Genomic DNA, 12,011 nt, shown 5'->3' with positions numbered 1-12,011 from the left:
GCCTCACCCCCCGTAGCAGCTGCCGAGCGCAAGCGAGGCTGCGTAGGCCGCGCTGATGATCCAGGACCAAGTCGCGGCCTACGCAGCCTCGCCGGGGCTCGACAGCTGCTACGGATTTGCGTGGTGTTGGATAAGGCGGTATCTACGGGGGCGCGTCAGGTATGTTTTTTCAGCGCTTTTCCTGCTTATTGGGCAACGGCGCAAACAACGCCTCGATATCGTCGTTGCCCAACTGCCAATCCCCCGTGGTACGCCCATCCAGCACACCCGCTGCCAGGTCGGATTTTTCCTTTTGCAGGTGCTGGATTTTCTCCTCCACCGTGCCCCGCGCGATCATCTTGTACACGAACACCGGCTTCTCCTGGCCAATGCGGTATGCGCGGTCGGTGGCCTGGTTTTCCGTGGCCGGGTTCCACCAAGGGTCGTAGTGAATCACGGTATCGGCTTCGGTCAGGTTCAGCCCTACACCGCCGGCCTTCAGGCTGATAAGGAAAATCTGCAACTTGCCGCTCTGGAAATCCTTCACCGGTGTGCGCCGGTCGCGGGTCTGGCCCGTCAACAGGGCGTAGGCGACACCGCGCTTTTTCAGCTCCACTTCGATCAGGCTCAACATCGAGGTGAACTGGGAAAACAACAGGATCCGGCGACCTTCCTCAAACAGCTCTTCGAGCATTTCCATCAGGCTGTCGAGCTTGCCCGAGCTGCTGCCACGGGTGGGCAGGGTCGCATCGTTGACCAGGCGCAGATCGCAGCACACCTGGCGTAGCTTCAGCAGTGCTTCAAGGATGATGATCTGGCTGCGCGCCACGCCTTTGCGGGTGATTTCGTCGCGGACCTTTTTGTCCATGGCCAGGCGCATGGTCTCGTACACATCGCGCTGGGCCTCATTGAGGTCGACCCAGTGAATGATCTCGGTCTTGGGCGGCAGCTCCGTGGCCACCTGCTCCTTGGTGCGGCGCAGCAGGAAGGGTTTGATCCGACCGTTGAGGTGCTGCAGTCGTACTTCGCTGGCGCGCTTTTCGATGGGGACGCGGTAGTCGCGGTTGAAGCTTTTGACGTCGCCCAGCCAGCCCGGCAGCAGGAAGTGGAACAGCGACCACAACTCGCCCAGGTGATTTTCCAGCGGTGTGCCGCTCAGGCACAGGCGCTGCCGGGCATTCAGCTCGCGCGCGGCCTGGGCAGCCTTGCTGGAAGGGTTCTTGATGTACTGGGCTTCATCGAGGATCAGCACATGCAAGGGCAGGGCGGCCAGTTGCTCGATGTCCTTGGGCAGCAGCGCGTAGGTGGTCAACAGCAGGTCGTAGTCCTGCAGGCTGGCGAAGTGTTTTTTGCGCGTGGCCCCGTACAGCGCCAGCACCTTGAGTTGCGGGGTGAAGTGCGCCGCTTCGTCCAACCAGTTGGGGATCAGGCTGGTGGGCATCACCACCATGCACGGCCGGTCCAGGCGTCCGGCGATCTTTTCACTGAGGATATGCGCCAGGGTCTGCAGGGTTTTGCCCAGGCCCATGTCATCCGCAAGAATGCCGCCCACCTCCAGCTGGCGCAGCGACTGCATCCAGCTCAACCCTTCCAGTTGATAAGGCCGCAAGGTCGCGTTCAGGCCTTCGGGTGCCACACAGGTGAAGTCCTTGATGTCCCGCAGGCGCTGGGCAAAGTTGCGGATCTTCTCGCCGCCCTCCCATTGCAGGGGCAGGTCTTCCAGCGGGTTGAGGCGAATCGCATCGGCCTTGGCCAGGCGCAGCGCGGTGGTGCCCGGCTCCTGCAGGTAAAACTCACCGAGGGTGGCCAGTACCGGTTTCAGGCGGCCGTAGGGCAGGGCCACTTGCAGCGGGCCATGACCGCCATTGGGCAGGCCGGGGATATTCACCAGGATCAGCTCGTCATCGCGGCGCCGCGCGAGTTTTTCCGGGTTGAGGATCTCGGTGTGGGAGCGCATCAGGTTGAGCAGGATCGGCAGCAGGCTCAGGCGCTCACCGTTGACGATAATCCCCAGTTCCAGGTCGAACCAGTCGCGCTCGGGGCCTTCATCGACAGTGGCGTACCAGTCGTCGACCGCGCTCAGGTCAAACCCGAAGTCTTCGTCGATCTGCAACTCCCAACCCTCGGCCCGCAGGGTCGGCGAGGCATTGAGTGTGAAGTTCAGCCAGGCACTGTCATTAACCATCTCGAACAGCTCGCCGGCGCTTTCCGGCAAGGCCTTGCTCTGGCGCGTGGCGATCTTGAAACCGAGCAGGCGCAGTTGTTCGCGATAGGGCTGCTCCAGCTCGGGATGGCGCTTGATGCGCAGGCTGTGGGTTTCCTGGCGCACGATGATATCGGCGTTCTTTTGCCCGCTGACATAGTTGCCCAGGTAGTTGAACGACAACGCCGCACGGTGCTGGATATAGCGTTGCATCTTGCCGTTGCGCGGTTCAAATGCGCTGAACTCGACGCTGGCCAGCCACAGGCGCGGCACGGGCACCACATCCTCCATCACCACCTGCGGCAACACCGCACGGTTATCCAGCACGGCCTGGAGTTTTTCCAGCAACTCGGCATCCTGGGCCGCCGCCGGGTAGGCCAGGGTTTCCTGGACCTTGAGCAGCACCGCCGCGATGTGTTTGCAGTTGGTGTGCACCGGGCAGGTACAGCGGCTGTCCACCAGGATCAGCGCGCCCTTGGCCGATTCGCGCAAGGAGATGGTCTGCCGGTAAACGTTGCCCCCCGAGCCTTCGCAACTGGCGACGATGGTGCTGTCGCCGGATTCGACGATGCGCACGCGGTTCTCCAGGGCATAGCGCCGCCCGCGCTCCAGGCTTTGCTCTTTGAAGCGATTGGCCCATGAAGGGGCCAGGGGTTTGGTCAACGGCGACGTCAGGGGCATGGCGCTGGATCAGTCCTGAATGTCGGGCGGGGGTGCGCTGGGTGGCTTGGCGGTCAGCGAAGTGATCTTGATCAGCAGTGCCAGATGACCGCCATCCAGGTAGTTGAGCTGGTTGTTCTTGGTGCGCACGTCTTTCTGGCTCAGGTGTTCGCTGGCCACCACGCTGCCGTTGCTGTCGAACGTGTTGAGCCAGAAGTCCGCATCGATATCCGTGAAACGCCCCAGTTGCAGGCTTAACACGCCCTCGATGGGGAACTGGCCGAACTGCTCCTGGCCGTCGGTGATCGCGATCCTGACCGGCTGCTCGCCGAGGTTCTGTTCCCAGGCCTTGTGCGCCAGCACGGTGAAGCTGTTATCGGCGTTGAGTTTGTCGACGATATTGTTCAGGCGCGGCGGGCTCAGCCTGTCGCCCAACCGCTGCGCGCCCGCATCCCAGTTTTCCGGCGCCGCGCGGCTGTTGAGCGCCGGCTCCGCGTTCTGGCGTACCAGGATCATTTCCACCTGGTACGGACTGTCGGCAAATGCCGAAGGCGCGAGTACCACCAACAACAGGCTCAGAATGCGGAACAGGCGCATTGGGGCGTCCTTCAAGCAGATTTCGGGATGAGGCGCTCGAACAACGCCTCCAATGTATTAAAGCGTTCTTCGGCACGTTCCATCGGCACCATGAACTTGAACAGCGTAGCCCCTTCGAACTTGTAGCGATTGGGCTGGCCCTGGATCAGCTTGATCAGCACCAGTGGGTCCACCGGTGTCTGCGCTTCGAACTCGATACGCCCGCCTTGCGGCCCGGCGTCGACTTTCTTGATCCCAAGCTGCTCGGCCTGCAATTTGAGCAGGGTCAGGCGCACCAGGTTCTTGGTCGGCTCGGGCAGCAGGCCGAAGCGGTCGATCATCTCCACCTGCAGGTCCTTGAGGCCCTCTTCGTCGGTGGCCGAGGCGATGCGCTTGTACAGGATCAACCGTGCATGCACATCCGGCAGGTAGTCTTCGGGGATCAACGCCGGCAAGCGCAGGTTGATTTCCGGACCGCCGCCCAGGGGCTGGTCGAGGTTTGGCTGCTCGCCCTTGCGGATGGCTTTCACCGCGCGTTCGAGCATCTCCATATACAGGGTGAAGCCGACGGCCTGGATCTGCCCGCTCTGGCCATCGCCCAGCAGTTCGCCGGCACCGCGGATTTCCAGGTCGTTGGTGGCCAGCACAAAACCGGCGCCCAGGTCCTGGGTGTTGGCGATCGCTTCCAGGCGCTTTTCGGCGTCCCCGGTGATCTGCTGGCGGGGCGGCGTCAGCAGGTAGGCATACGCCTGGTGGTGACTGCGCCCAACCCGGCCGCGCAGTTGATGCAGCTGGGCCAGGCCGAACTTGTCCGCCCGCTCGATGATGATGGTGTTGGCGCTAGGCACGTCGATGCCGGTCTCGATGATGGTCGAGGCGATCAGCACGTTGAAGCGCTTGTGATAGAAGTCGCTCATCACCTGTTCGAGATCGCGTTCGCGCATCTGCCCGTGGCCGATGGCGATGCGTGCTTCCGGCACCAGTTCGGCGAGGTCGGCGGCGCATTTCTCGATGGTTTTTACGTCGTTGTGCAGGTAGTACACCTGGCCGCCGCGCAGCAATTCCCGCAGCAGCGCTTCCTTGACTGTGCTTTTGTTCTGCTCCATCACGAACGTGCGCACCGACAGGCGCCGCGCCGGCGGCGTGGCGATGATCGACAGGTCGCGCATGCCCGACACCGCCATGTTCAGCGTGCGCGGAATCGGCGTGGCGGTGAGGGTAAGGATGTCGACTTCACTGCGCAGGGCCTTGAGCTGTTCTTTTTGACGCACACCGAAGCGGTGTTCTTCGTCGATGATCACCAGGCCCAGGTTCTTGATCTTTACATCGTCCGACAGCAGCTTGTGCGTGCCGATCACGATGTCGATCTTGCCTTCGGCGAGGTCGGCGACGGCGGCATTCACTTCCTTGGCGGACTTGAAGCGGCTCATCACTTCCACGGTCACCGGCCAGTCGGCAAAGCGGTCGCGGAAGCTGTTGTAGTGTTGTTGGGCGAGCAGGGTAGTCGGCACCAGGATCGCCACTTGCTTGCCGCCGTGTACCGCAATAAAGGCCGCGCGCATGGCCACTTCGGTCTTGCCGAAGCCCACGTCGCCGCACACCAGGCGGTCCATCGGCTTGGGCGCGAGCATGTCGGCGCGCACCGCTTCGATGGTGGTTTGCTGGTCCGGGGTTTCTTCGAAGGCGAAGCCGGCACTGAAGGTGGCGTAGTCGGCTTTCGGGTCGGCGAAGGCATACCCTTCGCGCGCCGCACGACGGGCATAGATGTCGAGCAGTTCGGCGGCGACATCGCGCACCTGTTCGGCGGCCTTGCGCTTGGCTTTCTGCCAGGTCTCGGAGCCCAGGCGGTGCAACGGCGCCAGGGCGTCGTCGCTGCCGGTGTAGCGGGCGATCAGGTGCAGGTTGGCCACCGGCACGTAGAGCTTGGCGCCCTCGGCGTATTCCATGGTGAGGAATTCGGCGGCCTGGTTGTCGATCTCCAGGGTCTGCAGGCCCAGGTAGCGGCCGACACCGTGGTCGATATGCACCACCGGCGCGCCTTCGCGCAGTTCCGTGAGGTTTTTGATCACCGCATCGTTGTTGGCGTCGGCGCGTTTTTCACGGCGGCGACGCTGCATCACGCGCTGGCCGAACAGCGGGCTTTCGGCGATCAGCGCGAGCGCCGGGTCATCCAGCAGCAGGCCTTCGTCCAGTGGCGCGATGGTGATCGCCAGGCGCTCTTTGCTGGCGACAAAATCCGGCCAGCTGTCGACGGTTTTCGGCCGCAGCTTCAGGCGTTCCAGCAGCTCCAGCAGCACTTCACGGCGCCCGGCGGACTCTGCGGTGAACAGCACGCGGCCGGGGAAGTCGCCGAGGAAGTTCGAGAGTGCTTCCAGGGGTTGCGTGGCTTTGGCCTGGATCGCCAGGTCCGGCAGCGTCGCCGCCGGGAAACGCTCGCGACCGCTGCCGGTATCCACATCCTGTTGGCTGGCGACCACGCGCGGCCAGTTTTTCAGGCGGGCGAAGCAGTCTTCCACCGGCAGGAACAGCTCGGCGGGCGGCAATAAAGGCCGGGAAGGATCGACGCGGCGCTCTTCATAGCGGTTGCGCACGTCGTTCCAGAAGTTTTCCGCCGCCTGTTCGATGCCCGGCAACGAGAACACCTGGGTGTCCTGGGGCAGGTAGTCGAACAGGGTCGAGGTTTCGTCGAAGAACAGCGGCAGGTAGTACTCGATACCGGCCGGGGTAATCCCGCTGCTCAAGTCCTGGAAGATCGGGCAGCGGCGGAAGTCCACATCAAAGCGTTCACGGAAGCGCGCCTTGAAGCGCGTGACCGCGTCCTTTTGCAGCGGGAACTCCCGCGCCGGCAGCAGCTTGATCGACTCGACCTTGTCGATGGACCGCTGGTTTTCCGGATCGAAGGTGCGCAGGGTCTCGATTTCGTCATCGAACAGGTCGATGCGGTACGGCAACTTGCTGCCCATGGGGAACAGGTCGATCAGCGCACCACGCACGGCGAATTCACCGTGCTCATACACCGTGTCGACACAGCGGTAGCCGCTGGCTTCGAGGCGCGTGCGCATCTGTTCCACGTCGAGTTTCTGGCCGATATCCAGCACCAGGCTGCTGCCCAGCAGGAACTTGGTCGGCGCCAGGCGGTGCAGGGCGGTGGTGATCGGCACCACCAATACACCGTGGGCCAGTTCCGGCAGGCGGTACAGGCTGGCGATGCGCTGGGAGATGATGTCCTGGTGCGGCGAGAACAGGTCGTAGGGCAGGGTTTCCCAGTCGGGAAAATGCAGCACCGGCAAATCGGGGGCGAAGAAGCTCAGCTCCTGCTCCAACCGTTCGGCGCTTTGGCTGTCGGCGGTAAGCAGCAGGGTAAAGCGCTTGGCTGCGCTGGCAGCCTCGGCAATGGCCAGGCTCAGGGCGGCACCGGGCAGGTTGCCCCAGTGCTGTTTACCTGCCGCGGCAGGGAGAAGCGGTAGACGCAGAACGGGCACGGAAGGTTGAGCTCCAAGCGTTGCGACAAAGTCGGTAATTGTAACGGCCCGAGGTGCCGCCTGTCAGTTGCTGACTGAGCCTATTACGGTTTGTAGGAAATGTAGTGGCTAAGACAAACAAAGCAGCCTTTTGACTCATTATGTAGTGCCGTTTTGCACGGATGTTTCGGAGAGTTACGGACAAGTTGGCGGCACTGCGCCATTGGTGGCCTTCTGAAACCCGCGTGTTTCCTGGCCTGTAGCGGGGTGGTATTTTTTTGCAAGGGCTTTTTGTTGTGGTTGGCGCATTGCTCAACGGGCGGTCGGACGACATAATGTAGCCCCTTTTTTCAGCCCCTACATGTGGAAGGTTCCCGTGACTCAGAAGCCCGACCAGTGTCTTGGTGAATGGATCGACCGTGAAGCACTCGCAGAAGCGATGATCCCGCTTATCGGTCAGCTGTACCGCAATAACAATGTGGTGAGCTCGATCTATGGCCGCAGCCTGATCAACCAATCAGTCATCGCGATTCTCAAGGCGCATCGCTTTGCTCGCCATCGTTCCGCCGACGACAGCGAACTCTCCGTCCACGAAACATTCCCCCTGCTCAAGGCCATGAGCGAGCTCAAGCTCGGCGCGGCTTCGGTAGACCTGGGCAAGCTGGCCTACAAATTCCGCAAGGAAGGTGCCGGCCGCAGCGCCGAGCAGTTCGTGCGTGAAGAAATGGCCGATGTGGTGGGCCAGCAAAACGCCGCTGCCCGCAAAGGCACCGACGTTGTCCTGTACGGTTTCGGTCGTATCGGCCGCCTGCTGGCGCGCATCCTGATCGAAAAAACCGGTGGCGGCGACGGCCTGCGCCTGCGTGCCATCGTGGTGCGCAAAGGCGCCGAGAACGACCTGACCAAACGCGCCAGCCTGCTGCGTCGCGATTCGGTACACGGTTCGTTCAACGGCACCATCACCATCGACGAAGAAAACAACACCATCACCGCCAACGGTAACCTGATCCAGGTGATCTACGCGAAGAACCCGACCGAGGTGGATTACACCCAGTACGGCATCAAGGACGCCCTGCTGGTGGACAACACCGGCGTATGGCGTGATGCCGAAGGCCTGGGCCAGCACCTGGCCTGCCCGGGTATCGACCGCGTCGTGCTGACCGCGCCTGGCAAAGGCAAGCTCAAGAACATCGTGCACGGCATCAACCACGGTGAAATCACCGCTGACGACAAGATCGTGTCCGCCGCCTCCTGCACCACCAACGCCATCGTGCCGGTGCTCAAGGCTGTGAATGACAAGTTCGGCATCGTCAACGGCCACGTTGAAACCGTTCACTCGTACACCAACGACCAGAACCTGATCGACAACTTCCACAAGGGCGATCGCCGTGGCCGCAGCGCCGCGCTGAACATGGTCATCACCGAGACCGGTGCCGCCACCGCCGCTGCCAAGGCCTTGCCTGAGCTGGCCGGCAAGCTGACCGGTAACGCGATCCGTGTGCCGACGCCGAACGTGTCGATGGCCATTCTCAACCTGAACCTTGAGAAAGCCGCTACCCGTGAAGAGATGAACGAGTACCTGCGCTACATGGCGCTGCACTCCGACCTGCATAAGCAAATCGACTTCGTCAATTCCCAGGAAGTGGTGTCCACCGACTTCGTTGGCTCGCGCCACGCCGGTGTGGTGGACGCGGAAGCGACCATCAGCCAGGACAGCCGCGTTGTGCTGTACGTCTGGTACGACAACGAGTTCGGCTACAGCTGCCAGGTGGTTCGCGTGATGGAAGACATGGCCGGGGTCAACCCGCCTGCGTTCCCGCGCTAAGCCTTAGCACTGAATGAAAAAGCCCCGACTGGTTCGGGGCTTTTTCATGGCAGCGGGTTTTGTGTTGTCGAGCTGGGCCTCATCGGCAGCAGGCTCCCTCCCACATTTGAATGTATTCACAAGTCGACGTGTGGGAGGGGGCTAATGCCAGTCAGTTAAGGCTTTTTGTAGGAGCGAGCTTGCTCGCGAAAAACTCACAGGCGCCGCGTTCATTCAGGAAGCACGCGTTATCGTTGGCGTTTTTCGCGAGCAAGCTCGCTCCTACAGGAGGCGATGTACGCTTAACTGACTGGCATTAGGGCTTGCCCCCGATAGCGATCGTTCAGAGGATGCATACTCATTTCAGCAGTTTGCCGCGCAAATCATCGGACAAACCCTTGGGCGCCAGCCAAATACCCAGGTAGGCCCTTGCCAGCGCGTCATTGCGGCTGCTGAACACCACCTGCCCATTGATCTCCAGATTCAGGCCACGGCCGGGGCGAAAGTCCAGGGCGTAGCGATCACCGCTGCGGATGTTACGAAAGCTGGCGTGCAACTGGTCGACTTCAATCCTCAGGCGAGGGCTGGCTTGCTGGCGCTCCAAGGTGGCCGTCGCCGCCTTGATCACATCGTTGCGGTCGATGTCGCGAAAGTAATACAGCACAAGGCGCAGCGGCTGTTGCGAGTCCCATGCCTGCCTGGCGCTCACAGTCTGCGGGGCATACAGCGCAGCCGCGTACACATCCGCCCAGAGGTAGGTGAACACCGTCTGGTTTTTCAGCGCCAGTCCATGGGCTTGCGCAGGAAAATCGGCTTGCCGGAGCCGGTCTGCCTCACTTGCATGCACCACAACCGAAAAAATCATCATTAAACAGAAAACGACATGCCGCATAATGGCCCGTCCTGCAAAGGTGCGTGTCAGCAGTGTAATGCCCGTTTCCTGTTCCTGTAGTAAAGGCAAAACTGGCCTACGACGCGACCAAGGGTTAATGTGCGCGGCGTTGAGCCTTATATAGACTGTGCCCCGGTTCACACACTTGAGCCAAATTGTCCTTCATGACCGCTGGCCGCGGCATGATTTAGCCAGGCGTCCAACCGTGCGCCTGGCCTGTTCTGAGGAGTACGCATGGCTGTCTACAACTACGACGTGGTGGTACTGGGTTCCGGCCCGGCTGGAGAAGGTGCGGCGATGAACGCCGCGAAGGCAGGGCGCAAGGTGGCGATGGTCGATAGCCGTCGCCAGGTCGGCGGTAACTGCACCCACCTGGGTACCATCCCGTCCAAGGCTTTGCGTCACTCGGTGCGCCAGATCATGCAGTTCAACACCAACCCGATGTTCCGGGCCATTGGTGAGCCGCGCTGGTTCTCGTTCCCGGACGTGTTGAAAAGCGCCGAGAAGGTCATCTCCAAGCAAGTCGCTTCGCGCACCGGCTACTACGCCCGTAACCGTGTCGACCTGTTCTTCGGCACCGGCAGCTTCGCCGACGAGCAAACCGTCGAAGTGGTGTGCGCCAACGGCGTGGTCGAGAAGCTGGTGGCCAAGCACATCATCATCGCCACCGGTTCGCGCCCGTATCGCCCGGCGGACATCGATTTCCACCACCCGCGTATCTACGATAGCGACACCATCCTCAGCCTGGGCCATACCCCGCGCAAGTTGATCATCTACGGCGCCGGCGTGATCGGCTGTGAATACGCCTCGATCTTCAGCGGCCTGGGCGTGCTGGTGGAGCTGGTGGACAACCGCGACCAGTTGCTGAGCTTCCTCGACTCGGAAATTTCCCAGGCGTTGAGCTACCACTTCAGCAACAACAACATCACCGTGCGTCACAACGAAGAATACGAGCGGGTCGAAGGCCTGGACAACGGCGTGATCCTGCACCTCAAGTCCGGCAAGAAGATCAAGGCCGATGCCTTGCTGTGGTGCAACGGCCGTACCGGCAACACCGACAAGCTCGGCATGGAAAACATCGGGGTCAAGGTCAACAGCCGTGGCCAGATCGAAGTGGACGAGAACTATCGCACCTGCGTGACCAACATCTACGGTGCCGGTGACGTGATCGGCTGGCCAAGCCTGGCCAGTGCGGCGCATGACCAGGGCCGTTCGGCCGCCGGCAGCATTGTCGACAACGGCAGCTGGCGTTATGTGAACGACGTGCCGACCGGGATCTACACGATTCCCGAGATCAGCTCGATCGGCAAGAACGAGCACGAACTGACCAAGGCCAAGGTGCCTTACGAAGTGGGCAAGGCGTTCTTCAAGAGCATGGCGCGTGCGCAGATCGCCGGTGAGCCGCAAGGCATGCTCAAGATCCTGTTCCACCGCGAAACCCTGGAAGTCCTCGGCGTGCATTGCTTCGGCTACCAGGCTTCGGAGATCGTGCACATCGGCCAGGCGATCATGAACCAGCCGGGTGAGCAAAATACCCTCAAGTATTTCGTCAACACCACGTTCAACTACCCGACCATGGCCGAAGCCTATCGGGTAGCGGCCTACGACGGCCTCAACCGGCTTTTTTGAGCGGCTCCGGCCGGTGGCCTGAGCCGGCCGGGGAGACCGATTTCAGTAATTCTCGAGGGTGGCAGTGGCCAAACCGGGAAAGTCTGTAATCAGGCTATCTACGCCGAAGTCGGCGAGCCTGCGCATCAGCGCAGGTTCGTTGACCGTCCACACGGACACGTGCAGGCCCTGGCGCTGGGCTTTTTCCAGACGCTCGGGGGTGCACAACGTCCAGTTCAACGCCAGCATCTCACAGCCGTAGTTCTGCGCGACCTTCAGCGGGTCGAGCCACGCATATTCGGCGACCAGCCCGCGTGACAGGTCGGGGGTGAGTTCAACCGCCGCCTTCAACACTTCCCGCGAGCTTGAGGTCACGGTGACCTTGTCCATCAGGCCGAAACGCACGGCCATCTCACGAATGGCCAGCACGGTGGTCGCGGCGCGGGTGCGCGAGGCGCTTTTGACTTCCAGTTGCCAGTGATCGAAGTCGCACTGTTCGAACAGCTCTTCCAGGCGCGGAATCGGGCAAGGCTTGACCCAGCCCGGGCCGCCTTTGCGCGCGTCCATCTTCACCAGGTCTGCCGCCGAATACTCGACGACTTTGCCGCGCCGGTCGGTGGTGCGCTTGAGGGTCGGGTCGTGGATGACCATCAGTTCGCCGTCCATGGACAGGTGCAAATCCAGTTCGCAGCGGCGTACACCGTGCTTGAGACACGCCTGGAAGCTGGTCAGGGTGTTTTCCGGTGCTTCGCCTTTGGCACCGCGGTGGCCGTAGATCAGGGTCACAGTTGCTCCTTTACGCCAGGTTGTCTGGCAGGGTAAATACGA

General features: G+C 61.8%; 7 protein-coding genes. 2 read left to right on the top strand and 5 right to left on the bottom strand.

Features of this window, described 5'->3' with window-relative positions; genetic code table 11:
- Window positions 1-169: 169 nt before the first annotated feature.
- Genes BFQ01_RS30085 through mfd form a run of 3 tightly spaced genes read right to left on the bottom strand, consistent with a single transcriptional unit; the run spans window position 170 to window position 6,900 of the window.
- Complete coding sequence (locus BFQ01_RS30085) at window positions 170-2,863, bottom strand: DEAD/DEAH box helicase (protein WP_065928157.1); 2,694 nt, start codon at window positions 2,861-2,863, stop codon at window positions 170-172.
- Between the two features lie 9 nt (window positions 2,864-2,872).
- Window positions 2,873-3,439 carry a CsiV family protein gene (locus BFQ01_RS30080; RefSeq protein ID WP_065928156.1) on the bottom strand — a complete coding sequence of 189 codons (567 nt, stop codon included), beginning with the start codon at window positions 3,437-3,439 and terminating at the stop codon, window positions 2,873-2,875.
- Between the two features lie 11 nt (window positions 3,440-3,450).
- Complete coding sequence (gene mfd / locus BFQ01_RS30075) at window positions 3,451-6,900, bottom strand: transcription-repair coupling factor (protein ID WP_027604233.1); 3,450 nt, start codon at window positions 6,898-6,900, stop codon at window positions 3,451-3,453.
- Between the two features lie 340 nt (window positions 6,901-7,240).
- On the opposite strand from mfd, the gene BFQ01_RS30070 reads away from it, so the two are divergent.
- Window positions 7,241-8,704: a glyceraldehyde-3-phosphate dehydrogenase gene (locus BFQ01_RS30070; protein ID WP_065928155.1), complete on the top strand. Its 1,464-nt coding sequence runs from the start codon at window positions 7,241-7,243 to the stop codon at window positions 8,702-8,704.
- Between the two features lie 337 nt (window positions 8,705-9,041).
- Here BFQ01_RS30070 and BFQ01_RS30065 read toward each other — a convergent pair whose 3' ends face one another.
- Window positions 9,042-9,575, bottom strand: coding sequence for a chalcone isomerase family protein (locus BFQ01_RS30065; protein ID WP_065928154.1), 534 nt, complete (start codon window positions 9,573-9,575; stop codon window positions 9,042-9,044).
- A gap of 234 nt (window positions 9,576-9,809) precedes the next feature.
- Between BFQ01_RS30065 and sthA the strand changes: the two genes are divergently transcribed.
- Window positions 9,810-11,204 (top strand): Si-specific NAD(P)(+) transhydrogenase, encoded by a 1,395-nt coding sequence (sthA, locus tag BFQ01_RS30060; protein ID WP_005786183.1) that lies wholly within the window; start codon window positions 9,810-9,812, stop codon window positions 11,202-11,204.
- Between the two features lie 42 nt (window positions 11,205-11,246).
- Here sthA and BFQ01_RS30055 read toward each other — a convergent pair whose 3' ends face one another.
- Window positions 11,247-11,969, bottom strand: coding sequence for a glycerophosphodiester phosphodiesterase (locus tag BFQ01_RS30055; RefSeq protein ID WP_027604230.1), 723 nt, complete (start codon window positions 11,967-11,969; stop codon window positions 11,247-11,249).
- Window positions 11,970-12,011 lie beyond the last annotated feature (42 nt).

The organism is Pseudomonas sp. 8 R 14 (assembly GCF_900005955.1).
Lineage (GTDB): Bacteria > Pseudomonadota > Gammaproteobacteria > Pseudomonadales > Pseudomonadaceae > Aquipseudomonas > Aquipseudomonas marginalis.
This window is presented reverse-complemented; position numbering and strand designations above follow the sequence as displayed.